The 23,426-nt window shown below is 36.8% G+C and carries 23 protein-coding genes; 7 read left to right on the forward strand and 16 right to left on the reverse strand.

Annotated features, from left to right (window positions below):
• Positions 1-40: 40 nt before the first annotated feature.
• A complete protein-coding gene (locus ACT9TX_RS04585; protein ID WP_481337043.1) occupies positions 41-2,527 on the reverse strand; it encodes a DUF5686 family protein in 2,487 nt (828 codons plus the stop codon).
• A 169-nt stretch (positions 2,528-2,696) separates the two neighbouring features.
• Here ACT9TX_RS04585 and ACT9TX_RS04590 point away from each other — a divergent pair, with 169 nt between their 5' ends.
• Together ACT9TX_RS04590 and ACT9TX_RS04595 are read left to right on the forward strand one after the other, a co-directional pair.
• Positions 2,697-3,065 (forward strand): diacylglycerol kinase family protein, encoded by a 369-nt coding sequence (locus ACT9TX_RS04590; RefSeq protein ID WP_481337044.1) that lies wholly within the window; start codon positions 2,697-2,699, stop codon positions 3,063-3,065.
• A complete protein-coding gene (locus ACT9TX_RS04595; RefSeq protein WP_481337045.1) occupies positions 3,062-3,715 on the forward strand; it encodes a DUF1361 domain-containing protein in 654 nt (217 codons plus the stop codon). Before ACT9TX_RS04590 ends, ACT9TX_RS04595 begins: the two co-directional genes overlap by 4 nt.
• A 63-nt stretch (positions 3,716-3,778) precedes the next feature.
• Here ACT9TX_RS04595 and zwf read toward each other — a convergent pair whose 3' ends face one another.
• The 9 genes from zwf to ACT9TX_RS04640 form a co-directional block, all read right to left on the reverse strand.
• Positions 3,779-5,302, reverse strand: a complete 1,524-nt coding sequence (gene zwf / locus ACT9TX_RS04600) for a glucose-6-phosphate dehydrogenase (protein WP_481337046.1) — start codon at positions 5,300-5,302, stop codon at positions 3,779-3,781.
• Between the two features lie 89 nt (positions 5,303-5,391).
• Positions 5,392-6,816, reverse strand: a complete 1,425-nt coding sequence (gndA, locus tag ACT9TX_RS04605) for an NADP-dependent phosphogluconate dehydrogenase (RefSeq protein WP_481337047.1) — start codon at positions 6,814-6,816, stop codon at positions 5,392-5,394.
• Positions 6,817-7,020: 204 nt separating this feature from the next.
• Positions 7,021-7,407 (reverse strand): VOC family protein, encoded by a 387-nt coding sequence (locus tag ACT9TX_RS04610; RefSeq protein WP_481337048.1) that lies wholly within the window; start codon positions 7,405-7,407, stop codon positions 7,021-7,023.
• A gap of 77 nt (positions 7,408-7,484) precedes the next feature.
• Complete coding sequence (locus ACT9TX_RS04615; RefSeq protein WP_481337049.1) at positions 7,485-8,207, reverse strand: SDR family oxidoreductase; 723 nt, start codon at positions 8,205-8,207, stop codon at positions 7,485-7,487.
• Positions 8,208-8,285: 78 nt separating this feature from the next.
• Positions 8,286-9,005, reverse strand: a complete 720-nt coding sequence (locus tag ACT9TX_RS04620) for a class I SAM-dependent methyltransferase (RefSeq protein WP_481337050.1) — start codon at positions 9,003-9,005, stop codon at positions 8,286-8,288.
• Between the two features lie 9 nt (positions 9,006-9,014).
• Positions 9,015-9,413 (reverse strand): DUF5655 domain-containing protein, encoded by a 399-nt coding sequence (locus tag ACT9TX_RS04625; protein WP_481337051.1) that lies wholly within the window; start codon positions 9,411-9,413, stop codon positions 9,015-9,017.
• Position 9,414: 1 nt separating this feature from the next.
• Positions 9,415-9,984: a Crp/Fnr family transcriptional regulator gene (locus tag ACT9TX_RS04630; RefSeq protein WP_481337052.1), complete on the reverse strand. Its 570-nt coding sequence runs from the start codon at positions 9,982-9,984 to the stop codon at positions 9,415-9,417.
• 278 nt (positions 9,985-10,262) lie between these two features.
• Positions 10,263-12,626: a TonB-dependent receptor gene (locus ACT9TX_RS04635; protein WP_481337053.1), complete on the reverse strand. Its 2,364-nt coding sequence runs from the start codon at positions 12,624-12,626 to the stop codon at positions 10,263-10,265.
• Positions 12,627-12,640: 14 nt separating this feature from the next.
• A complete protein-coding gene (locus tag ACT9TX_RS04640) occupies positions 12,641-13,276 on the reverse strand; it encodes an NAD(P)-dependent oxidoreductase (RefSeq protein WP_481337054.1) in 636 nt (211 codons plus the stop codon).
• A 113-nt stretch (positions 13,277-13,389) separates the two neighbouring features.
• On the opposite strand from ACT9TX_RS04640, the gene ACT9TX_RS04645 reads away from it, so the two are divergent.
• Together ACT9TX_RS04645 and ACT9TX_RS04650 are read left to right on the forward strand one after the other, a co-directional pair.
• On the forward strand, positions 13,390-14,025 hold the full coding sequence (locus ACT9TX_RS04645; protein WP_481337055.1) for a MarR family winged helix-turn-helix transcriptional regulator: 636 nt from the start codon (positions 13,390-13,392) through the stop codon (positions 14,023-14,025).
• A gap of 698 nt (positions 14,026-14,723) precedes the next feature.
• Positions 14,724-15,482, forward strand: a complete 759-nt coding sequence (locus ACT9TX_RS04650) for a DUF6261 family protein (RefSeq protein WP_481337056.1) — start codon at positions 14,724-14,726, stop codon at positions 15,480-15,482.
• A 239-nt stretch (positions 15,483-15,721) separates the two neighbouring features.
• Here ACT9TX_RS04650 and ACT9TX_RS04655 read toward each other — a convergent pair whose 3' ends face one another.
• Together ACT9TX_RS04655 and ACT9TX_RS04660 are read right to left on the reverse strand one after the other, a co-directional pair.
• Positions 15,722-16,114: a hypothetical protein gene (locus ACT9TX_RS04655; RefSeq protein ID WP_481337057.1), complete on the reverse strand. Its 393-nt coding sequence runs from the start codon at positions 16,112-16,114 to the stop codon at positions 15,722-15,724.
• Positions 16,115-16,229: 115 nt separating this feature from the next.
• Entirely contained in the window at positions 16,230-17,600 is a 1,371-nt protein-coding gene (locus tag ACT9TX_RS04660) for a M20/M25/M40 family metallo-hydrolase (RefSeq protein ID WP_481337058.1), read from the reverse strand.
• Positions 17,601-17,902: 302 nt separating this feature from the next.
• Between ACT9TX_RS04660 and bshA the strand changes: the two genes are divergently transcribed.
• Entirely contained in the window at positions 17,903-19,039 is a 1,137-nt protein-coding gene (gene bshA / locus ACT9TX_RS04665; protein ID WP_481337059.1) for an N-acetyl-alpha-D-glucosaminyl L-malate synthase BshA, read from the forward strand.
• Positions 19,040-19,148: 109 nt separating this feature from the next.
• On the opposite strand, the gene ACT9TX_RS04670 is transcribed toward bshA, so the two are convergent.
• The 4 genes from ACT9TX_RS04670 to ACT9TX_RS04685 all read right to left on the reverse strand — a co-directional run bounded on the left by ACT9TX_RS04670 (position 19,149) and on the right by ACT9TX_RS04685 (position 21,662).
• Complete coding sequence (locus tag ACT9TX_RS04670; RefSeq protein ID WP_481337060.1) at positions 19,149-19,781, reverse strand: phosphatase PAP2 family protein; 633 nt, start codon at positions 19,779-19,781, stop codon at positions 19,149-19,151.
• A gap of 1 nt (position 19,782) precedes the next feature.
• Positions 19,783-20,217: an acyl-CoA thioesterase gene (locus tag ACT9TX_RS04675; RefSeq protein ID WP_481337061.1), complete on the reverse strand. Its 435-nt coding sequence runs from the start codon at positions 20,215-20,217 to the stop codon at positions 19,783-19,785.
• 124 nt (positions 20,218-20,341) lie between these two features.
• Positions 20,342-20,980 (reverse strand): RdgB/HAM1 family non-canonical purine NTP pyrophosphatase, encoded by a 639-nt coding sequence (gene rdgB / locus ACT9TX_RS04680; RefSeq protein ID WP_481337062.1) that lies wholly within the window; start codon positions 20,978-20,980, stop codon positions 20,342-20,344.
• Positions 20,981-21,077: 97 nt separating this feature from the next.
• Complete coding sequence (locus tag ACT9TX_RS04685) at positions 21,078-21,662, reverse strand: hypothetical protein (protein ID WP_481337063.1); 585 nt, start codon at positions 21,660-21,662, stop codon at positions 21,078-21,080.
• A gap of 64 nt (positions 21,663-21,726) precedes the next feature.
• Between ACT9TX_RS04685 and ACT9TX_RS04690 the strand changes: the two genes are divergently transcribed.
• Together ACT9TX_RS04690 and rpsL are read left to right on the forward strand one after the other, a co-directional pair.
• Positions 21,727-22,791 carry a branched-chain amino acid aminotransferase gene (locus tag ACT9TX_RS04690; protein WP_481337064.1) on the forward strand — a complete coding sequence of 355 codons (1,065 nt, stop codon included), beginning with the start codon at positions 21,727-21,729 and terminating at the stop codon, positions 22,789-22,791.
• Between the two features lie 215 nt (positions 22,792-23,006).
• Entirely contained in the window at positions 23,007-23,414 is a 408-nt protein-coding gene (gene rpsL / locus ACT9TX_RS04695) for a 30S ribosomal protein S12 (RefSeq protein WP_481337065.1), read from the forward strand.
• Positions 23,415-23,426 lie beyond the last annotated feature (12 nt).

Genomic DNA, 23,426 nt, shown 5'->3' on the forward strand with positions numbered 1-23,426 from the left:
GACGCTTAATAGTAGCACTAACGCAAGTAACACAACTATTTTAAAAAGAGAAATGAAAGCTGCCGAAAACACCAAAACGGTCTACAGTTTCTTTGGTTGGTGATGGTGACAAAACACGCCACACAAAATCTACTCTAAAAAATTGCAGGATATTATCGATGCCTGTTCCAAGCTCTAGATACGTTTTATTATCTAAGTTTTTAAATGGAAAACTGCCCACAAAATTCAGTTGTTGGTTGGCTTGAGACAGATTGCCAATAACGCCACGAGCCGTCCACAATTGGCGCCATTTTAACTTGCGTGTAAGCGGCGTAAACCTAAACAAACCTGTACCTACATTGTGCTCAAGATTAAAGCCTGCATAGCTATCGGCTATGTATTCAAAGCGGTTCATCAAGTTAAAGGCTTGCCTGTTAAAGTAGTGTGCCTCGTTGCCTGGCAAAATATCTAAAAAGCTGTAAGCGGCTGTACCAAAGGTTTTGCCGGCAAAGAGGTTGTAATAAATTTTGCCGTAAGGCGCTACTTTTAAAAAATCTCGCACCGATAGATTTACCTTATCGTATTGGTTACCGCTACCAAGCACGCCATCAAAAGCATGGGTGTAGGTAAAGTCAACAATAGGAAAATCGCTACCCAAACTAATGCGGTTAAAATTGTTTTCAAGTGTACGTTCAGCATAAGCATAACGTAGGCGTACACTGGTTTCAAACGTATTGAAAGCATTGGGCTGTGTGAAAAATTTATCGTCAGGCAAATTGGCCAAAGGCTCTAATTGTTTTTGTGTTACAGACAAGCCAAAGCCTAAACCTTTATTGGTTTCTTGGTAGTATTCTATCTTCTTTTCCTCGGCACGCTGAAACTTTTGTACAATGTGGTTGCGCCTTAAAGCGGCAGCAAATAAATTATCATTGGCAAGTTGGTCGTAACGTGTTTGGCCATTATCCATATCGTTGCGGTACGAGACATTGATGTAGCCCCATGGCTGGCTTTTGAACTGGTATTTTACTTCGGCTTTGCCTTTAAACTTTTCGTCTCTAAAGCCATAAGCTAAGTAACCGTGCAAGTTCCAATGCGGACTAAATTTCTTATTAGTAGCCAAATCGAACCGAACACGTTGCCCTTCGTACTGATTGCCACTAAACCAATAAAACCAAGGCCCAATGCGAATATTACCATAATCTTTAGTGCCTTTGGCTATAAAACCTATGGTATTTCTATAGCCAACATAAGTTGGATTATGGGTTAAGGTATCTAGCAGTTTATATACGCTTTGCTCTGACTTAGAGAGCTCTTCGTGACGGTTATTTACCCAAAAACTATCAGAAGGTTGTTGGTGGTTTTTTACCAATTCTACTTTTTCAATGGCTTTGGTTTTATTGAGTTCTGTAACCACAGAAGTATCGTTTACCAATACATTTTTGTAAGTAGTGGTTTTACGGCCTTTTAAGCCCAATTTGTTTTTACCAATAGGTGCAATATCGGCCACAAATTTATCCTTGTACAAAAACCAAGCGGTATCGTTTATCAACTTAAACTCTTGTATTAAAGACATGCCTGTTACAAAATTAAGGCTCGCATCTTCTTGAGGGCGCAGGGTTACTTTTTGTATAGAATAAGTGGCATCGTGTATCCAACAATCGCCTTCAAACGTGTCTTCGCCTTTGTGTTTTGGTGTAAAGCGCAAGTGGATTAAACGCTTGCTGCTGAGGTACTGTGTATCTAGCAATTTAAAGTTGTAATAGTTATCGCCATTATCGTTGAAAGGGCTAATAAACTGTCTGTTAAAAATAGGAATAGTATTGCTGTAAACGTTTACATTTTGGTACATACCACCCAATTCTTTCACCAAGCTTTCGTTTTCTATGCCGTTGGTACGAGTAGCTTTTATTACTTCACGAGCCTTATGCGGATTTCTTTGGTAGTAGTAATCAGATAAGGTTTCGGTAATGTAAGCTGGTAAAAAAGGCTTATCTTCTGAGGTAGAATCTACAAAGTCGAGAATAAAATTAAGTGGCTTTAATAGCTTGTTTTTCTCGAAGCTTTCCTTCTTAAAATTTTGAATATCTACTTCTAGCTTGTTGTAAATTTCGTAGCCATAGTTGTTATAAACCGTTCTATCATGGTAAGGCTTACGCTTAATTATTTGGCGCCAAAACCATAAAGCACGGTTGTACTTAGATTTAACAACGGCCTCAGTAGCAGCATGAGCTACTTCAAGCTTTACTTCAAAAAGAATATTGGGTTTTAATGCGCTGTAAGGAATTGTAACTGTATTGTAACCAACACCACTAATGCGTAAGGTATCATTGGAAACAATTTGGTCTACCGCAATGGTAAATTTACCTGAAGAATCGGTAAGTGAGCCTTTGCCAGATAATTTAAAAACCGCCGAAGCAAAAGGGATAGGTTCATCGCTCTGCTTATCTTTTACCACACCAGTAAATAGCAATTTTTGCCCATACAAATTTGCTATAGAAAAAATGAAAATAAAAGCCCATAAAAGCCTGAAAAAAAGCCACTTGTTCATATCTTTTCAAAAGTAACGATTACCTTGTACGAAAGTTACGCAAGTAGAAGTTTTAAGGTTTTTTAAAATTATTTTGTGTGTAATGAATGAGTAACTAAAATCTTGTAGAATGCACTTATCTCAAATACACAAGTAGAATATAACATTTTTAAAAAAGTAAAAATTCACCATGAAACCTTCACCGCAAAGCTTACTTAAATCTTTTGCAAACGCTTTTGCAGGTATGGCTTATTTTTTTGCAAATGATAGAAACGGTAAAATACATTTAGCGATTACCATTGCAGTACTTGCAGCAAGCACTGCCTTGCAGGTTTCTACAATAGAATGGATGATTGTTTTGCTATGCATTGCTTTAGTTATAGGCTTAGAAATGCTAAATAGTGCATTAGAAAAACTGTGCGATTTGGTTGAGCCAAATTATCATCTAACCATTAAAGTGATTAAAGATATAAGCGCAGCAGCAGTAGTGTTTGCAGCAATTATTAGCGTTGTTATTGGTGTTATTATTTTCTTACCTAAAATTATGTTATTACTATGAAACAATCATTATCTGGCATTAGTAAAATGCTGATACTTTCTATCGCATTTACAATGCTATTGGTAGTTATTAGAATCGTTTATACCAATGACTTGTCGTACATTTTTTACGGCTGGAATTTATTTCTAGCAATTATTCCTTGGCTTTGTAGCAGTCGCCTTCAAAAGCATGCAAGCATTGGCTTTTCAACCATTTTATTACTCGCTTTATGGCTTTTGTTTTTACCAAATGCACCTTATGTAATTACTGATATTTTTCACTACGAACTAAGAGAACCAATACCTATGTGGTACGATTTATTGATTGTAACCACGGGCGCATGGAACGGCCTGCTACTAGGTATTGTATCGCTGATGCAAGTGGAAAAATTTTTACAAAATTTTTTGGGCAAAATATGGGTACAAGGCTTTGTGTTTACCAGTTTAATGTTATGTGGCTATGGTGTGTATATTGGTAGATATTCACGTTACAACAGTTGGGATATTGTAACCAAACCACAGCATATTTTACTAGATTCTCTGCATCAAATAAGGCATCCATTTCAAAACTATCATGTGTGGGCTTTTACTGGTTTGTTCGGCATTATGCTTGCCGTTGTTTACTTCACATTACAGCAATTAAAAACGAGCAATAATAGCAAGTTGGTTTAGGGTTGGTTACAAAAAAAGCGATAGGATTCTTCCTATCGCTTCATGTATTTTTAAGATGATTGATTAAGCCTCTTTACGTTTTTTACTTGGCAAGTTTACCCAATTAAAACCATCTCTTGCTATCAATGCTTCTGCATCTTCTGGCCCCCAACTATCTGGCCCATAGTTTGGAAAATCTACTGCAGGCCGTGTTGCCCATGTTTCTAAAATTGGTGTTATTATTTCCCATGCTCGTTCTACTTGGTCGTTACGCATAAACAATGCAGGGTTTCCTTCCATTACATCTAGCAACAAGGTTTCGTATGCTTCTGGTTCGTGGTCATTATCGTAAGCATCGTTGTAGCTAAAAATCATGTCAACAGGATTTAACTCCATTGCCTGACCTGGCTTTTTAGCTTGAAAACGCAAACGAATATCCATCTCAGGCTGTATGCTAATAGTTAAGCGATTGTTACGCCATGTTTCAGTAGATTCTGGTGGAAATGCATAGTTGGGTGCATCTTTAAACTGAATGGTAATAACTGTACTTTTTTGATGCAAATACTTACCAGTACGTACATAAAACGGTACATTTTGCCAGCGCCAATTATCTATGTAAAACTTAGCAGCAGCAAAGGTTTCGGTATTCGATTTTGGGTTTACATTCTTCTCTTGTCTATACCCTACAACTTCTTTACCCTTCATCCAACCTTCACTATACTGACCACGCACCGCAACAGCATGTACTTCTTCTGGTGTAATGCGTCTAATAGCGTTTAATACATCTACTTTCTTGTTACGAATTTCATTCGCTTCAAAGCTTACAGGTACTTCCATTGCCACCATACATAGCAACTGCAATACGTGGTTTTGCAACATATCTCTTAAAGCACCTGACTGATCGTAATAACCACCACGCCCTTCTACACCAACGGTTTCAGCCATTGTAATTTGTACATGCTCAATGTAATTTCTGTTCCAAATTGGTTCAAATAATACATTGGCAAAACGTAAGGCTAGTATGTTTTGTACAGTTTCTTTACCAAGGTAATGATCTATACGATAAATCTGCTCTTCAGCAAACATGCTAGTTAACAAAGCATTCAATTCTTTAGCACTAGCTAAATCATGGCCAAATGGCTTTTCAACCACAATACGCACCGAAGCTGTTTCGCTACAAAGGTTTAACTTATGCAAATTGGTAGCAATATCAGGTACCAATTGCGGTGCCACACTCATGTAAAAAACTACGTTTGGATGTTCACCCCACTCTTGTTCTTTAGCTTCTACAATTTGTGCAATTTTTTGATAACCCACTTCATCCTCACCATCCATTTGTAGGTAGTGTAAGTTAGCCGAAAAAGTATCCCAATTGGTATCAATATTGTTACGTCTTGAGAAGCTTTTTATACCTTCTAATAATCGTTCTCTATATTTCTCGTCAGAATATTCACTACGCCCAATACCTACCACAGTGAACTTTTCAGGCATGTATTGGTCTATAAATAAATTGTATAAAGCAGGTGTAAGTTTACGTAAGTTCAAATCACCACTACCACCAAAAATAAAAATGATGGACGCTGATGGTCTTTTAATTAATGAAGCCATAATCGTTTGTTTTGTGTAATGTCATTCTGAGGTACGAAGAAGCTAACCTAATTAAGCAGATGCTTCGTTCCTCAGCATGACAACTGAATTTATTGTGCTGTTGATGAAAACCATTGCGTATGGAAAACACCATCTACGTCAATACGTTTGTAAGTATGTGCACCAAAAAAGTCTCTTTGAGATTGTGTTAAGTTCAATGGTAATCTTTCGGTAATAAATGCATCAAAATAACCTAATGCATTGCCTAAGCCCATTGAAGGTATACCAGCAATAGTTGCAGATAATACAGTGCTTCTTAAGCCTGTTATTTTAGTTTTAACTAATTCTACAATTTCTGGTGCTAATAAAATATTGCTAATGCCAGGGTTGTTGTTACATACATTGTAAAACACACCTAACATAGATGAACGAATAATGCAACCAGCACGCCATACTTTCACTGCATCTTGTAATGGAATCTCCATATCTAATTCTACAGATGCTTTTTGCAACATCGCTAAACCTTGTGCATAGCAAATGATGATTGAACTGTATAAAGCGTCATGTACTTGTTGTATTAATACTTCTTTATCTGTAGGAATAGTATGATCTAAAGCTTCGTATAATTTAGAAGCAGCAACACGTTCTTCTTTTAAGCTAGAAATATTACGCATACTTACTGCCGCATCAATTACAGGTATTGCAACCCCCATATCCATAGCGCTTTGAGACGTCCATTTACCAGTACCCTTGCTACCAGCTACATCTAGTATTTTATCTACTAAATCGCCTTCGCCTTTATCATCTTTTTGCAAGAAAACATCTGCAGTAATTTCCATTAAGAAAGACTGCAAATCGCCTTGATTCCATTTGTTAAATATCTCGTGCAATTCAGCATTTGTAAATTGTTTACCACGTTTTAATACATCGTAAACCTCAGCTAATATTTGCATAATGGCATACTCAATACCGTTGTGTACCATTTTTACATAGTGACCAGCAGCACCTTTACCCATATAATCTACACATGGTTCGCCATCAGCTTTTGCAGCAATGGCTTTTAGTACTGGGGCAACATTATCGTAAGCACTTCTATCGCCACCTGGCATAATGCTTGGGCCACGTCTTGCACCTTCTTCACCACCAGAAACACCCATGCCCATAAAGTGAAAGCCTAATTCTGCTTGTTCTTTCATTCTACGCATTGTATCTGTGTAATGCGAGTTACCTGCATCTATAATTACATCGTCTTTTTGCAACAATGGTTGTAGCAAAGCCAAAACTTCATCTACTGGTGCACCTGCTGGCACTAGCAACACTATTTTACGAGGCACTGCTAGCAAGTCAACCATTTCTTGCATAGACGTAACACCTTTAACTTTTGTACCGGGTGTTGCGCCGTCTTCTAAAGCTTTTAACTTTTCGGCACTTTTATTAAAACCCACAACGGCAAATCCGTTGTCGGCCATGTTGTATAATAAATTACGGCCCATCACGCCAAGGCCAATCATTGCGAAATCAAATTTTTGAGACATAATCTGAATTTTTTTGAACGTTGAGGCTGCAAATTAGGCATTGTAACGGTATTAAACCATTACATCGGCTGTTAAAAACCAATTATTTAATGCAAACTATGGCAATTTTGCCGCCTTCATAGTGTCTTTTACCTAAGTGGCCTTCACTACATAACAACAATGTCGAAAAACTAAAAGCCACGAGTTTAATTCGTGGCTTTCGTTTTAAAGTTCTGCAAACAACCCAACGTTGTTACCATCTGGGTCTATTACTTGTGCAAAGCGCTGACCCCAAAATGCATCCCAAGGTTCTTTAAAAGACGTGTAACCTGCGGCCATCAATTTGGCGTAAGTATCATTTACTTCCGCTGGTGAACTACAAGCAAATTGTAGCCCAATTCTATTGTCGCCTGTTGGCGCTTTCCAGTTTGGGTTTGTGTATAGCATGGTAGTTTCTGGAATAAAACCAATGCTATAACCATTTTCAGAAGTGTACTCAACGTGGTGTTCGTTCTCTTGCCCTTCAGGAATAGCAAGCCCTAAAGTGCGATAGAAAGCAAGCGACTTAGCTAAGTCTTTTACTGTAATACTAATGGTGTGTAGTGATGGCATAATTTTTTATTTTCAGCAAAATTGCAAGAGCCGAAAAATCTAAACGTTGTTCTAAATCAACGTTTTTCAAAACCAAACTATGGATTCATTTTATTAAACACTTCACGAATAGCTTCTGGATTTGCATTTGCTACTATTTCACTAAAACCAAAAGTTACTTCTGTTTTACCTTCTTTTATTTGGTTAAACACTGCATCTACAAATGCGATTACTGGTGGCTGCCCATCATGTAAACCTTTGCCTCCTAAATCTGTATTTAATGCTGGCGGTATCATCTCTATTACCTCAATGTTCTTCGATTGCAAAAGGTATCGTAGTGAAAGCGTAAAGGAATGGAAAAATGCTTTTGTTGCAGAATAAACTGGCACTTTTGCAAGTGGTAGAAACGACAAACCTGAGGTTACGTTGATAATAGTGTTTAGCGATGGTAGATTAATAAAAAGATTAACCAAATGAATAGGTGCAATAACGTTTGTGGTAATTTCATTCACTGCTTTATTGTAAAATTCATCATCAGCAATATTCATCCAATTTTGAATACCCGCATTGTTTACCAAAACATTCAAGTCGCTATGATGTTCAGCAATCCATTGATACAACGCTATACGATCTTCTTCCACAGATAAATCACATTGTTTGGCAATTACCGAAGGAAATTTGTCCGTAACTTCTTTTAGTACATCTTCTCTTCTTCCACAAATAATAACTGTATTGTTTTCCTGTAAAAACCCTTCTGTAAGGCCTAAGCCAATGCCACTTGCACCGCCTGTAATAAGAATTTTGTTGTGTGCTAATTTCATTTTTATTTTTTTAAATTTCAGCAAAGTTGCTGGGCGAAGATTTGTTAAACGTTGTTATAAGTCAATGTTTTCTCTCAATCAGGATTTTGTTACTTCCACAATCCACATTAAAGCGTAGGCGGTGGTAAAATAGGGCTTTGAACTTTTTACTATTAAGCCTGCTTTGGTAAATGCTTTGACATAATCTGTTGTTGGCACATAATCGCCTATTAAAGCAGTGCCATTCGGTTTTAAAACTCTTGCAATTTCGAAACAGGCTTTTTCTTGATCTGCCTTTGGTTCAATATTATGAATACATAGCAACGAAAGCACTACATCAAATGAGTTGTCAGCAAATGTTAAGCTTCTTGCATCTTCATTTCTAATATCTATTTTATCTTTTACGCCTTCAAGTTCAGCATTTGCTAATGTTTTATTGATGCTATTATCTGATAGGTCTTTGCTGCTCCAAATATCTATACCTATTGCTTTTCCTGTGGTTAAATACTTTGCTGCGCCATTCATTAAAAGCCCTTGTCCTGTACCAATATCTAACACCATTTCGTTGCCCTGCCACTTAATTTTTGAGAGCATCAAATCTCTCGTTCTGTATTTGCCTTTAAGACCATAGGCAAACATGGCTATACCAAGCAGAAAAAAAACTGACCCAAATACACTTACAAAATAGCAGAAGTATTGCAGAATGGTATTGGTAGAATATAATGGCAATGCCAGCCCAATAACCAATACCAATGCACCAAAACCTATCAGATTACGCATAATACCTGGCGCGTCAAAACCGTAATTTATGTTGTTCATGTTTTAATTTTATAGTAGTAAATATGATTGCTTGATGTAATTATAAACTACTGGTGTTACGTCTTCCAAAGTAGCAACGCGTATATGATTTTCGTATTTACCCGAATACAAAATACTCTTTACAATGGGTTCTTCTTCTTGCTGTATGGCTGAATAAAACTTTAAGTCCAATGCTTTTTTCATTGGTCTGATAATGAGAAACGTTTGGTTGTGTACAAATACAATACAGTTTTTAGTAGCGCTCACGGCAACTTTTTCCCAATCCACAATTTCTGCAAGTAGCTTGTCAAATACAAACACCAATTCTTCGGCTTTACCTTCAAACAGGCTGTCAATACTAACCTTTACGCAGTTATGCCATTGGTTAGGATTGCGCAGTTCTCGTTCACATTTTGGGCAGGTGTACATACTATAATTTCGATTTTAATCTGCTTAAAGTGGCGGGTGTAATACCTAAGTACGAGGCAGCCATTTTGTTAGAAACCCTAACCAAGAAGTCAGGCTGGTAGTTCATTACCCATTTTACTTTTTCCATAGCATCAAAACCCTGAAAGCCATAAATCCGTTTTTGTGCGGTAATGAATCCCATTTCTAAAATTAATCTGTAAACTTTTGCAAATGGTGGTACTGTATCTACCAAATAAAAAAAACTGTCTCTTGAAATTTTGAGTAATTCTGATGGCTCAATCGTCTGTACAAATTCAAAGGCAGGTGTTTGTTCTATCAGGCTTGGTAAAGCCGTACCGAAAGCACCTTCAAATGCAAAATATCTAGTGGCTTCTATGCCTTCGTTGTTGTAGGTAAACAGCCTAAGGCAGCCCTTATTTACAAAATAATAGTCTCTGCAAATATCCCCTTCTCGTAGTAAAATTTGGTTACGCTTTGTTTTTAAAACACTAAAGTGCGAAAAAATGAGTTCCAATGTCGGCTCGTCAATTATAGTTCGGCGCTTAAAATACTGTCCTAATTTGTCGTACATGTGCAGGCAACTTTTAGTCGCTTAACACGCAGTAGTAGGTAGTTGTTTAATGTTTTGTAGGATTATTTATAGGATGTTTTACTAAAGTAGCCTACCCGACATACCAACAAAGGCGGAAAGAATGTTGGTGGTATGCTTGCAGCACATTACCAACTCTACATACTAACATTGGCAGAGTAAAAGTGCTTGCTAGATATGCTTACAAAAGCGAATAAAAGTCTCGCTTTTTTACAAAACCGCTGTTAGCCCTTCGTTATTTTTCTCATTAACTATCATCGCTATCTTTCTAACCTAACCCCAAAACTTGGAAAAATTGCCAAGCCGTCAAAGTAAGTTTTACCTGTAATGGGTTGAAACGCTTCTGAACTTTGATTGAAACGGTTAAATAAATCTACAATGTCTATAAAGGCTGTTATAGAATTTTTCTTAATTTGTATTCTATAATCTGCTCGTACATCAAAACTGATAAAATCATTTAATCTGTCTGCATTTTTGCCAATATATTCTTGTGAAAATCGGTTATAATTAATGTCGTTGAAAACGTTGTTATGTATGATATAGCTGTCTGTGGGTCTGCCTGTGGCATAACGAAATTTTGTAGAAAAAACCCATTTATCATTTGGCTTATAACTGGCTAATAAACTAAAAATTTGTGGCTGGCTGTATGTGTAATTGTATTCACCTTGTCTGTTATTATCATTTCTTTTTGATTGAGAATAAGAATACCCAACTTGCCCATAATATTTTTCTGATAATCTTTTTGTGAGATTTATGTCAATACCATATGCTTTACCTGTTCCTTCATTATTTAAAATGCTTTGTCCACTGAATGGTCTTGTAACAAGATTATCAAACTGTTTGTAATAGGTTTCAACAACTATTTTTAAATCGCTGGCAAAGTAATTTTTGTAGCCTAAAATGTATTGGGTTGTTCGTTCATTTTTTAAGGTGTTTTTGTTACTTTGATCTGCAATGTCTGTTAATAATGGGTCTTGGTAAAATATGCCTGTTGCAAAATTGATAGTGCTTTGGTTTGTTATCGGCAAACTGCCACTTAATCTCGGCGAAATGGTATGTTGTTTGGCAAAGCCTGTATAGTCATAACGTAGCCCTGCATTGAATGTAAGTTTTTTAAATGCGGTAAAAGAATAATCCAAATAAGCAGAAGCATTGTAGGCATTGTCTTTAAAAGTTGCATTGAAATATTGAGGTTGCAACACCACATAATACTGTGTTGAGGTGGGTCTAAAATCTTGTGCAGTAAAGTTATACAGCGTATCGGTATGTTTTAAATCTCTTGCATAATCTATACTTACATTGGCAAAATCAATACCTGCAATTAAGGTAGAATTTTTAAAACGTTGGGTAAAAATTGAACGATAGCCAATTTCAGTTTGGTTATTTTTTATCGTTTTTAACTCGCTTTCAAAACCAATATTATTTTTATTGACAAATGTTCCATCGGCATTTGCATTTGGCGATGATGAACCAATTGCATTATTGCTGGTAAGGTTTCGGTAATACAATATGTGTTTTACAACACTATTTTTAGATAGCAATGTTCTCAAATTAAAACCTATCAAAGCCTTATTGTTAATGGTTTTTACTATACTGATGTCTTCTACTTTGTCGCTTTCTATAACATCACTTATTGTTTTATCATAGGTTTCAGGGTTATAGATTGCAATAAAAGTAATTTTATTTTTTGCATTTATTTGAGTGCTTGTTTTTATCATATAATCACCATAAATGGGCAAGCCAATATTTTTTAAGCCTACTACTTTTTTAAGCAAAGTAAAATTTTGATACCTTGCTGTGGCAAATACACTGGTTGTTTTTGTCATTGGTCCATCGTAAATAAGTGTAGCACCCAATAAGTCAAACTGCCCACTAATTGTTGAAGCTTTTTTATTCCCTTCTTTAATGCCTAAGCCCAAATATGATGAACTTTTTCTACCAAATTGAGATGAAAATCCACCACCTTGAAACACCGCATTGTCCACCACTCTTGGGGCAAAAATGCTGAAACGTCCACCGTTTGGGTCATTAAAGCCACTTGACGAACCTTCTAAATGAGATACTTCAAACATTGGAATATCATCAACCATGTACACATTGTCTCGTATGCCTTGCCCTCTAACAGCAATGGCACTAAACTGTCCACCACTACTGCTCACACCTGGCAATATGCCAATGGCTCTAAAAATATCGCCTTGGGCACCTGGATTTCTGCTTATTTCTTCTCTCGAAAATGAGTAAGTAGAGACAGGCATTGATTTTAAATTTTCATTTTTAAAAGCCTTTACAGTAACTGCACCCAAAGCTGAAACGGCATCAGCTAATTCAATTTCAGCATAGTAAACCTTTTCTCTTACTACAATTACATCATTAATCATTTTTTGCTGAAAGCCAACATTAGTAATCATTAAAGTATAATTACCTTCGGCAATATTATTGATAGAAAAGTTGCCCAAAGTATCAGTAACAGTTCCTTTGTTAATACTTTGAATAACTACATTTGCACCAACGATTGGCTGTTTAGTGATTTGTTCAATTATTTTGCCTTTTATAGACCCAACATTTTGGCTAAAAGATTTTGTATGAATAGCGATAAATAAAATCGCAATAAATATATTTTTCATTTGAGTTTTTAATTTTAGTAAGAAAGTTCAACGGTTGATTGAAAAGTGTTTTCATCGGCTAAATGTCCCACAATATAATCGGCAAGGTCTGCCCTTGAAATTTTTGTAGGGCTCTTCAAATGCTCATTTATAGCCACTCTATAAATACCCGTATGTTTGGTATCTCTCAACCAAGGTGGTCTTACTATGGTATAATTCAAAGTTGTTGTTTTCAATATTTTTTCCATCACCAACATATCAGCATACAAGTATTTGAATATTTTTTGCAAAATATTTTTAATGAAAAACTTTGTTATAAAACTGCCCTTTGGTGGCACAATTACTGCACCTGCCGAAAGGCAGATAATACGATTTACATTGTGGCTTTCCATCGCTGTAATGATATTAGAAACACCATCTGAATAAACAGTAGTAGGCTCTCTTTTTTGAATACCCAAGCAAGACACTACTACATCTTTATCTTTTAGAGCATTTTCAAAAGTTGCCAATTCAAATACATCGCCTTTGATGATGTTTAAATTTTGATGTTTCACATCAAAAGCAATAGGATTTCTAACTATCACTGTAACCTTATGCCCCAATTGTAAGGCTTGCTTTGTTACCAATTTTCCTGTGCCACCTGTGGCACCAAACACAATTATTTTTTTCATTTTTTTATTTCGTTATCGTTATTTAAAATGCAAATATAAAACGTTTACGAAACAATAAACAAGTTTTCGTTCTATTATTTTTATATTTGCAACGAAAACGTAATAAAGTATTAATGAACAAGACAATAGAACTCGTAAATAGCTGGGGTGCGTTTGAAGAAAAGCACCCAAAAGGAAGTATTGAAGATTTTTGCAGACACTATTTAGCCAAGCAAGAGCAACAAAAAATAAAAGGTAAAATGGTAGGTGGCGTTGTGCCCTCTTTCAATGATGGCTTGTTGCTAAAAATTATTGGCAGAATACAAAAACTCAATACAAATTATGCAAACCTTGCCTTAAAAGGCTCTGAACTAAATCAAATTGAAGAATACGGTATTTTACAAACCATAAAATTAGAAACCAATCCACGAAAAACAGACTTGATATATGCCAACCTATTAGAATTGAGTAGTGGTACAGATATGCTCACACGGCTTAAAAACAGAGGCTTGATAAAAGAAAGCGACGATAAAGAAGACAAACGAAGTAAACGAATTGAACTAACCACTAAAGGTGAAAAAGCTATTGAAGCCACCAACTTAAAAATATTTAAAAATGCAAAATTGCTTATGAGTGATTTGTCCGAAGATGATAAAGCCTTATGTATTCAACTTTTAAAAAACATAGAAATAAAATTTTCTACACTATGGCAAAAGCATAAGGGCAAGGATTTTGAGGAAATCTACAATGAAATTATTCAAACAAACTAAGTGCTTTTCAATGTTTTGCAGGGTGTCGCTGTACAATGACGGCTAACTTGAAAATAGACACTACTCCACACAATATCAACTAAAATTTCACCATTGATTACCATGGTTTTAGCGTTATACTTTTTGTATTGTTATAGCGTCAATGCCCTAATTGTACATTTTGTATTGTTGGTTATGTACAACACACCCTATTCCTTCAAAAATCCCCTATTCTTAAATTTCAGCAGCCTGTTCAAGTGGTTGAATAGCTTCCTGCAACTCTCGGCAGCCTGTTCAAGGAGTTGAATTGCTTCCTGCAACTTGCGGCAGCCTGTTCAAAGGGTTGAATGGCTTCCTGCAACTTGCGGCAGCCCGTTCAAGGGGTTGAATTGTTTCCTGCAACTTGCGGCAGCCCGTTCAAGGGGTTGAATTGTTTCCTGCAACTCTCGGCAGCCTGTTCAAGGGGTTGAATTGCTTCCTGCAACTTGCGACAGCCTGTTCAAGGGGTTGAATTGCTTCCTGCAACTTGCGACAGCCTGTTGAAGGGGTTTAACGAGGTGACGATTTGTACGATGAGGGCGGAAAACCTATTTGTCAAAAGCAAAAACCTTAAAATGTGTTTAAAATTTACAAATACGGTATTCGTATGGTTTGTTTTTAGAGAAATAGATTTATTTTAGATTATGTAAACAAATTTAAACACTCAAAAAAAGTAAATCATGAAATTGTATCCCATCTCTCTTTCTCAACTACATTATGTAGAAACTGGTCAGTTTATTGTTCGCTATTTAACTGATTTAAAAAATGCAGGCATTATTACCACTACCGATGCAGAATTTGATGCCCTCTGCCAAGCTATAACTACGCAATCGCCTGTGTACAACGATGCGTTGGTACAAATAAAGGCAAAGGCAGAATCGTCCATGCTGCTAAACCAAGATGACAACCGTGATAAAAAAATTACCACTATTCGTAGGGTGGTATCGGTGTTCGAATATTCTGACATTGAAGCAGAACAAATAGCTTACAAAAACTTGAAGATTGTACTGAACAATTTTGATGGCCTTGAGAAACTAAACTTTGAGGCAGAAACCCTAGGCATAGTGAACTTACTGAAAGAATTGCGCAGCACTACAAATGCGCCTTTTGTACAATTGTTTGGCTTAGATAAGCACATTATTAACCTAGAAACCGCTAACAACAATTTTACCACTACGTTTAATAAGCGCTCTACCGATACGGTAAGCACAGTGGTGTACGATACCAAAGCGTTACGTGCCAAATTACTAGAGGCGTATAAAAACCTGGCAGAGTATGTATTGGTAATGGCTAAAACCAAAAAGAACACCGATTATTACACCAATATTTTAGCGGTACTTAATAATGGCAGACAATATTTTGCCGATATTCTGGCAAAAAGAGAAGGCACTTCTGCTAAAGCGGCTGCGGCTACAACACAAACACCACCTGGTGCATAAACATCCAAACCTATAAGATTTTTAAAAATCTTATAGGTTTGCGAAAACAAAAATGCCAACCCGCAATAGGTTGGCATTTTTTGTTTTAAAACATATGCTTGTGGCTAAAGCCATTATTTTTTTATAAGTATTAGTCACATAAATGTGACTGCAATTGATTGGCTATTTTTACCTGTGCACTGCCTCACTACCCTCTTTGCCTCTTTGCCTTTTTACCTTTCTGCCTCCTTGCCTTTCCTCTATTTCGGCTTAATTACACTTTGGCCGCTAGCGCCTTGTATATTGTAAATGCTATCTACCACGTACACATTATTGCCACGCCAAGGAAGTATGCCAAAGTAGCGTTGGTAATGTAATTCCATATCCTTGCCTGCATTTTCAAGTAAGGTTTTAGCAATGGCTTCATTTTTTACACTAAACTCAAACTCGTTGCTTTGTACATTGGCTTTAAAGCCACTTTGTATCAGTATACCTTCGTAAGTTTTAAACAAGTAGCCCTTGCGCTGAAAGGTATTAAGTTGACCTGCTTTTGTGCCTTCGGCAAATACAAAATAGAAGCGATAGTAAATAAATACAGATAAGCTTAACACCAAAATACCAGCAATCGTGTAAATGATTTTTTTCGTGTTCATGGTGTAGCGTTTCACGCAAAGTAAGCTATTAAACACATAGGTACAATAGCAAACAAAAAACGCACATAGTCATTTCTATGTGCGCTTAAATATCTATGTGGCTATGTGTTTAAAACTACAAACCGTATTTATCTGCTAAGTAAATTAACCCTGCAATATTTACTGCACCCAATAGCAACTCACGTTTGTTTACATTTTCAAACACATCGGTACGTGCATGGTGTAAATCGAAATAACGCTGATTATCTGGTACAAAACCTGCCAATACAGTTTTAAATGTTTTGTATAGTGGCCCAATATCAGCACCGCCACCACCTGTATCTATAGTTTCAGTACCATAAGGTTTAAGCAATGGTAACCAGCTATTTACTTTTTGCCATTGTGCTGTAGTGCCTGTAACACTAAAGCCTCTTGGTGTAAAACCGCCTTCATCACTTTCTATAGCAAATATGTGTTCTTCTTTATTGGCTTTAGCCGCTTCAGCATATTTGTTACCACCACGTAAGCCATTTTCTTCATTGGCAAATAGTACAAAGCGTAAGGTATGTTTTGGCTTGTAGCCAACAGATACTAAGGCACGCATTACTTCTATCGCTTGCACCACACCTGTACCATCATCATGTGCACCTTCGTTTACATCCCAACTATCTAAGTGACCACCAAAAGTGATGTACTGATTAGGAAACTCAGAGCCTTTTATTTCGCCAATAACATTGTGACCAATAGTATCTGGTAAAAAATGACCGTTGGTAGTAATAGATACTTTTACTTTAGAGGCAGTGGCTAGTTTGTACAAATAGTCAGCGTCTTGCGTACCTAAAGCAGCGCAAGGTATTTTAGGCAAAGTAGTATCATAACTAGTAGAACCTGTGTGCGGATTGTTATCAGTAGCTTCTGTTAAAGAGCGGGTTAAAACCGCAGCAGCACCATATTTAGCTGCTTTACTTGGGCCACCACGTCTGTAAGCCCCTGCCTCACCATAAGACTTACTAGGGATAATATAAGTAGGATTAAATGGATAGTTGAACAACACAATCTTGCCCTTAATCTCGTCTTTACGTTTTTCTAGTTCGTCGAAGTTATTCAAAGCAATTACTTCTGCGGTTAAGCCTTTTAAGCCTGTACCAATAGAATTACCAAGCGCTAAAGCATCTAATGCTTTGCTTACCGCTTTGTTATTTACTGAAGTGACAACTACTTTGTCTTTACCGCCACGCACCCAATGTGGTACCATGCATTCTTGTAAAAACACATTGTCACCCTTGGTTGTTTCCATTGTTTTTTTGCCCCACTGTACAGCTTTGGCAAATTGTGGCGAGCCAGCCAAACGACCGCCAATACGATTGGTTAATTCTCTTAACCAATCGTAAGCCTTACCGTTGCGCATTATTTCGTCGCTGAGTTTTTTAATAAATACCGAGTCTTGGTTGTTTTGTGCTGCCGCCATAAAAGGTATGGCTAGTAGCAGTAGAAAGTATTTTCTCATGTAATAAATAATTGTGTATCGCACTGATACAGTTAGTATGATAGCCACTAAGATAATGGTTTGGTGGGTTATGAAATGTTTATAAAATGATGGTCGGATAAACTGCTCGGATAAATAGTTGTTACTTCGTAGAGATTTGTGTCAGTACGTCAGATAATTAGTGGAAATGAAAATGGCGGGTTTATTGTAGATGTGCTACAACGTCGCTTCGATGAAAGCTGCATAGCGATAAGAACGTACAAGTGTGCGACGCAACGGCAGCTTAATTGAAAAACAAAAGTTAGTACCACAAAAAATATTATATGCGCATAGGAATTGTTTGCTACCCTACGTTTGGTGGTAGTGGTGTATTGGCTACAGAATTAGGAAAAGCGTTGGCAGATAAAGGGCATCAAGTACATTTTATTACGTATCAGCAGCCTGTAAGACTGAATGTTTATAATACCAATATTTTTTACCACGAGGTACGTGTACCCACCTATCCTTTGTTCGATTATCCACCTTATGAGATTGCACTTGCAAGTACCATGGTAGATGTAATTATGAACTACGATTTGGATTTGCTGCATGTGCATTATGCCATACCACATGCATCGGCAGCGTATATGGCTAAGCAAATCATCAAGCAAAAAATTGATAGAAATGTACCTGTAATTACTACGTTGCATGGTACAGATATTACGCTAGTTGGTAGAGATAAAACCTACGAACCTGTGGTTACGTTTTCGTTAAATGAGAGTGATGCGATTACGGCTGTATCGCAGAATTTGAAAGATGAGACTTACAAAAACTTCCCCATTACCAAGGACATAGAAGTGATTTACAACTTTGTAGATGTGAGCCGTTTTGATAAAAAACCATTTGATGCTTTTAAGAAAGTAATAGCCCCAAATGGCGAGAAGATTTTACTGCACGCAAGTAATTTTAGAAAGGTAAAACGCATAGATGATGTGATAAAAGTGTTTGCAGCTGTACGTGCACAAATGCCTGCCAAACTATTGATGGTAGGTGATGGTCCTGAGCGTCACTCGGCAGAAGAACTGAGCCGTGAACTAGGCGTGGCAGAAGATGTACGCTTTGTGGGCAAGCAAGAGCAAATGGAAGAAATTATGGCTGTAAGCGATTTGTTTTTACTACCTAGTGATTATGAAAGTTTTGGTTTATCGGCACTAGAAGCTATGGCAGCAAGAGCTGTGGTGATAAGCACTAATGCGGGCGGTTTGCCAGAAATTAATATTCACGGTGTTACAGGCTTTATGGCCAATGTAGGTGATGTAGCAGCCATGAGTGAATTTGCAGTAAGCATTTTACAAAACGATGAAGCATTGCAAGCCATGAAAGAAGCTGCTTACAAGCATGCTTGCTCGTTTGACATCAGCAACATAGTACCAGTGTACGAAGCATTATATAAGCGCTATTGTAGAACTGGGCTTTGTTAATTATTTGCTTGTTGCTGTACGAAGTCTTTTACCTCTTACTTACTATGTTAAACCGAGTTTATAAACTCGCAAGAACATATAGAATGCGAAGTCAGAGACTTCGCATAGCTTATTTAGTTTTATAAAATTTATTAACGATTAACTGCTGAATTACCACAGCAAAACAAACAGATATTACTGCTACCAACATACCGCCGGCAATATCTTTAGGAAAATGCTGCGCCAAGTAAACCCTTGAATAGCCAACAGCTAAAGAATAGGCAAAGCCAACAGGGATAATCCATTTTTTATGAATGAATAAACAGGCTATTAGAAACAATGTAAAAGCTGCTGTTGTATGGCCTGATGGAAAACTATTAACCGTGTGCAATACCATACCTTTTACTGAATGATACAAGCTAGCATCTGTAATGGCTTTTGAGGGCCTTGCTTGCTCTGGCAACACATTTTTAATGCCCTGAGCTAATAGTGTAGAAATAGCAAAAGCAGCCAGTAACAAAGGAAAAAAATGTCTACGAAAAAGTAGTACAATGATAGCAGCAATAATCCACTGTGCTTCTTCTGCAATGTGCGTAATAAAAGTAAGCACTGTATCGGCTGTTGCACCAAAGTCATGATTGACTAATAAGAAAAAAGGTATAGTACCAAGTACACTGTTGCTTGCAAATAATACAATAGCACTTACAATGCTGATGATACTTGCCACCACAAAGTTTTGATAACTCAGTTTGTATTTTATCATACTAAATAGACTGTAATATTTCTATAGCAGCAGTAGGTATCGCTGCTTTCTTTTTATTGGTATAATCAAAGCACATCATGCCTGTTTTTGCTTTACCAGCAACAGCAGTAACACCATCTTTTTCTACTTCTAATAAGTAAAATAAATCGAAGCCAATTCTATCAAAACCAGTAGCTGCAACAGATATTTTTACCGTATCGCCATAAGCCATTTCTTTCTTAAATTCTATTGCAGCATCGGCCATAATTAAACCTACACCCATTACATCCATTTCGCTAAAACCCTTGCTAGCCAAGAACCGTAGCCTTGCTTCATGTATAAGTGATAAGAAAGAATCGTTACCAACATGGCCACCATAGTTTACATCTGTAATACGAATTTGAATCTTGGTAGAAAAAGAAAAACTCTCTGGTAAGTTTATTTTTATTCGTTCCATTTTTACGGCTAATTATGGGTGATTTGAATGATTGATTATGATTGTTTTTCTCGCAGATAGCGCAGATTTCGCTGAAAGAAATTGTTCTTATTTTGCCGACTTTGATGTGCCTTAATAGCAGAAATTAAATTGCTTTATCTGCGGTATCTGCGACATCAGCGAGAGCTAAAAACGCTATCAACTTATCTGTAGCTTTTTTACGGTGACTAAATTGATTCTTCTCTTCAATGGTCATTTCGGCAAAAGTTTTATTGCTACCATTAGGCACAAAAACAGGATCGTAGCCAAAGCCTTTTAAGCCTTTTTGCTGTGCAATAATTTCGCCTTCGCAAATGCCTTCAAACAAATATTCTTGGTTGTTCAATATCAACGAAATGACTGTTCTAAACTGGGCTTTCCTATTGCTAATGCCTTCAAGATTTACCAGTAACTTATCAATATTTGCTTGAAAATCTCTGCCTTCGCCTGCATATCTAGCGCTTTTTACACCAGGCTCACCATTTAATGCAGCAGCCTCTAAGCCTGTATCTTCACTAAATACATTGTCACCTGTTAAGCGATGAATAGTGGTAGATTTTTCGGTTGCATTGGCTTCTAATGTATCGTGTGGCTCGTGTATATCAATATCAATACCTGCATCCTTCAAGGTTACCACGTTAAACTGCTCACCTATCACCACTTTTATTTCATCCACTTTATGTTGGTTGTTAGTGGCGAATATTAATATTAACCGCTGATTGAATTGATTGTTAAGATTTTCCATGATTATAATTATGATGAATGATTTTAATGATAGTAATGATTATTCGCTGCGATAGCATCATAGCTACATCATTAGAATCATCATTAATCAGCGGTTACTAAATATTAAACATCTTCTTCAAACTCAACCACAGCTTGCTTTTTTCCATTTTCACTGCATCTGTATTACCGAGCATTAAAGCTAGTGAAGGCGCAAGTAAAAACTGCGTACTACCAAACTGCTGCAATTGATAATGTGGCACTGTAAATGGCAGTTGAATATTTTGTGTTGGCACATCAAACAATATAAAATGTTGTGGCACTAGCTGCTGTTGATAATCTGCAAACAACATTGGATTATTAGCATGATTAACAATGGCGACATCACCTAAATTTAATTTGCAAGCTCCCAAAATATTACTCAAAAATTGTAGCCACTCGTCTCGTAAATACACCGCTTCTATATCATTTACCAATATCACAATATGCTTTTGGTTATCACCTAAAAACCATTTTTTAGGTAATGGCAAAGGCGCTTTTTTTATAGTTGGTTCAATGATTGGTTCAGCAGGCAATGGCTGAGGTTCTTTTGTCGCTTGTATTTTGGGCAATTCGGCTACATCATTTACAATTACCAAATTATCTCTAAAAAAGTCAACCAACATAAAGTCGGGCAATTGAATATTTCCAAACTGATTGTCCATCAACGAATATTAACGATTGTTAGTTTTTTATTTTTCTGTTTATTTGCACCAAATATATAACGTTATGACGGCAGCATTGGACATACTAATTACAAAAGCTGAAAGCAGTAAGTTGAACGACTTGAATTTAGAGAATATTCCTTTTGGTAAATATTTTACCGACCACATGTTAGAAGCCACTTTTGAAAATGGCGAATGGTCAAGTGTAGAAATTAAGCCTTATCAACCTTTGGTTTGCGATCCTTCAACAGCGGTTTTCCACTATGGTCAAGCTATTTTTGAAGGTATTAAAGCGTACAAAAATGCGGCTGGTGAAGCCTCAATTTTTCGCCCTTACGATAATTACAAACGCTTCAACAAATCTGCTGCAAGAATGTGTATGCCTTCGGTGCCTGAAGATATTTTTATAGAAGGCATGCGCAAATTGATAGAGATAGATAGCAATTGGATACCTGCTAAAAAAGAGCATTCATTGTATATCCGTCCATTTATGATTGGTATTGATGCCGTTTTGGGTGTAAAACCATGTGAGATGTATAAGTTCATGATTATATTAAGTCCTACAGGCCCTTATTATGCTGAGCCAATGAAAATTTATATTGAGGATACTTACACACGTGCTGCACCTGGCGGTGTTGGTTTTTCTAAAAATGCAGGTAATTATGGTGGTAGTATGAAAGCAGCTTTAGAAGCGAAAGCACTTGGTTACGATCAAGTATTGTGGACCGATGCGTTTGAACACAAGTGGCTGCAAGAGGTAGGTATGATGAACGTAATTTTTGTAATTAACAATACAGCTGTTACGCCATCACTAGAGGAAGGTACTATCTTAGAAGGTGTTACACGTAGCAGTGCATTAACCATTTTAAAAGAGATGGGCTTGAAAGTAGAAGAAAGAAGAATTAATATAGATGAATTGATTTTGGCTTATCAATCTGGTGCGCTAAAAGAAGCATTTGGTGTAGGCACTGCTGCAACAGTAGCACCTATTAAAGAATTTGGCAGTAGTAATATTAAAATGGCGCTAAATGTAGAAAATGCAGTTGTGGCTAAAGAAATTAAGCGCCAATTAGATGCAATTCGCTACAGCGAGGTGGCTGACAGACATGGTTGGTTGTTCAAAATATAAGTTTCACAAAGGTTAAGTACTGTTATTTTTGATGATATTTACATCAAAACAGGGTGTTTTTATTTTAAGATAACAAATACAAACTATTGATTTTTAATTACTTTTAGTCATAAAATGGGCTGCAAAAATTAAATTTTAAAAATAGAGCTTTAAATTATTTGGAAGATAATGTAGACTCTGTTACTTTTGCCGTCCGAAAAAAAATAAAGGTTAGAATGCCTACAATACAACAATTAGTAAGAAAAGGTCGCGAAATTATCAGAGCAAAGAGTAAATCAAGAGCTTTAGACGCGTGCCCACAGCGCCGTGGTGTTTGCACCAGGGTTTATACAACAACACCTAAAAAACCAAACTCTGCGTTACGTAAAGTAGCCAAAGTGCGTTTGACAAACAAAATTGAGGTGATTGCCTACATACCAGGTGAAGGTCATAACTTACAAGAGCACTCAATCGTTTTGATACGTGGTGGTCGTGTAAAGGATTTACCGGGTGTACGTTACCACATTGTACGTGGTAGTTTAGATACTGCAGGTGTTAAAGATCGTAAGCAGAGCCGTAGTAAATATGGTACTAAGCGTGCTAAAAAAGGCGCTGCACCAGCACCAACAGGAAAAAAGAAATAATTTAAAAAGTTT

Source organism: Parasediminibacterium sp. HNIBRBA5674, assembly GCF_056745525.1.

Coding starts and splice junctions, on each gene's coding strand:
- ACT9TX_RS04645 (WP_481337055.1), top strand. CDS start 13,390: ATGAACAAGACAATAGAACTCGTAAATAGCTGGGGTGCGTTTGAAGAA.
- gndA (WP_481337047.1), bottom strand. CDS start 6,816: ATGTCTCAAAAATTTGATTTCGCAATGATTGGCCTTGGCGTGATGGGC.
- ACT9TX_RS04615 (WP_481337049.1), bottom strand. CDS start 8,207: ATGAAATTAGCACACAACAAAATTCTTATTACAGGCGGTGCAAGTGGC.
- ACT9TX_RS04660 (WP_481337058.1), bottom strand. CDS start 17,600: ATGAGAAAATACTTTCTACTGCTACTAGCCATACCTTTTATGGCGGCA.
- ACT9TX_RS04690 (WP_481337064.1), top strand. CDS start 21,727: ATGACGGCAGCATTGGACATACTAATTACAAAAGCTGAAAGCAGTAAG.
- ACT9TX_RS04625 (WP_481337051.1), bottom strand. CDS start 9,413: ATGTACACCTGCCCAAAATGTGAACGAGAACTGCGCAATCCTAACCAA.
- ACT9TX_RS04610 (WP_481337048.1), bottom strand. CDS start 7,407: ATGCCATCACTACACACCATTAGTATTACAGTAAAAGACTTAGCTAAG.
- ACT9TX_RS04670 (WP_481337060.1), bottom strand. CDS start 19,781: ATGATAAAATACAAACTGAGTTATCAAAACTTTGTGGTGGCAAGTATC.
- zwf (WP_481337046.1), bottom strand. CDS start 5,302: ATGGCTTCATTAATTAAAAGACCATCAGCGTCCATCATTTTTATTTTT.
- rpsL (WP_481337065.1), top strand. CDS start 23,007: ATGCCTACAATACAACAATTAGTAAGAAAAGGTCGCGAAATTATCAGA.
- ACT9TX_RS04675 (WP_481337061.1), bottom strand. CDS start 20,217: ATGGAACGAATAAAAATAAACTTACCAGAGAGTTTTTCTTTTTCTACC.
- ACT9TX_RS04640 (WP_481337054.1), bottom strand. CDS start 13,276: ATGAAAAAAATAATTGTGTTTGGTGCCACAGGTGGCACAGGAAAATTG.
- rdgB (WP_481337062.1), bottom strand. CDS start 20,980: ATGGAAAATCTTAACAATCAATTCAATCAGCGGTTAATATTAATATTC.
- ACT9TX_RS04590 (WP_481337044.1), top strand. CDS start 2,697: ATGAAACCTTCACCGCAAAGCTTACTTAAATCTTTTGCAAACGCTTTT.
- ACT9TX_RS04585 (WP_481337043.1), bottom strand. CDS start 2,527: ATGAACAAGTGGCTTTTTTTCAGGCTTTTATGGGCTTTTATTTTCATT.
- ACT9TX_RS04595 (WP_481337045.1), top strand. CDS start 3,062: ATGAAACAATCATTATCTGGCATTAGTAAAATGCTGATACTTTCTATC.
- bshA (WP_481337059.1), top strand. CDS start 17,903: ATGCGCATAGGAATTGTTTGCTACCCTACGTTTGGTGGTAGTGGTGTA.
- ACT9TX_RS04635 (WP_481337053.1), bottom strand. CDS start 12,626: ATGAAAAATATATTTATTGCGATTTTATTTATCGCTATTCATACAAAA.
- ACT9TX_RS04685 (WP_481337063.1), bottom strand. CDS start 21,662: ATGGACAATCAGTTTGGAAATATTCAATTGCCCGACTTTATGTTGGTT.
- ACT9TX_RS04620 (WP_481337050.1), bottom strand. CDS start 9,005: ATGAACAACATAAATTACGGTTTTGACGCGCCAGGTATTATGCGTAAT.
- ACT9TX_RS04655 (WP_481337057.1), bottom strand. CDS start 16,114: ATGAACACGAAAAAAATCATTTACACGATTGCTGGTATTTTGGTGTTA.
- ACT9TX_RS04630 (WP_481337052.1), bottom strand. CDS start 9,984: ATGTACGACAAATTAGGACAGTATTTTAAGCGCCGAACTATAATTGAC.
- ACT9TX_RS04650 (WP_481337056.1), top strand. CDS start 14,724: ATGAAATTGTATCCCATCTCTCTTTCTCAACTACATTATGTAGAAACT.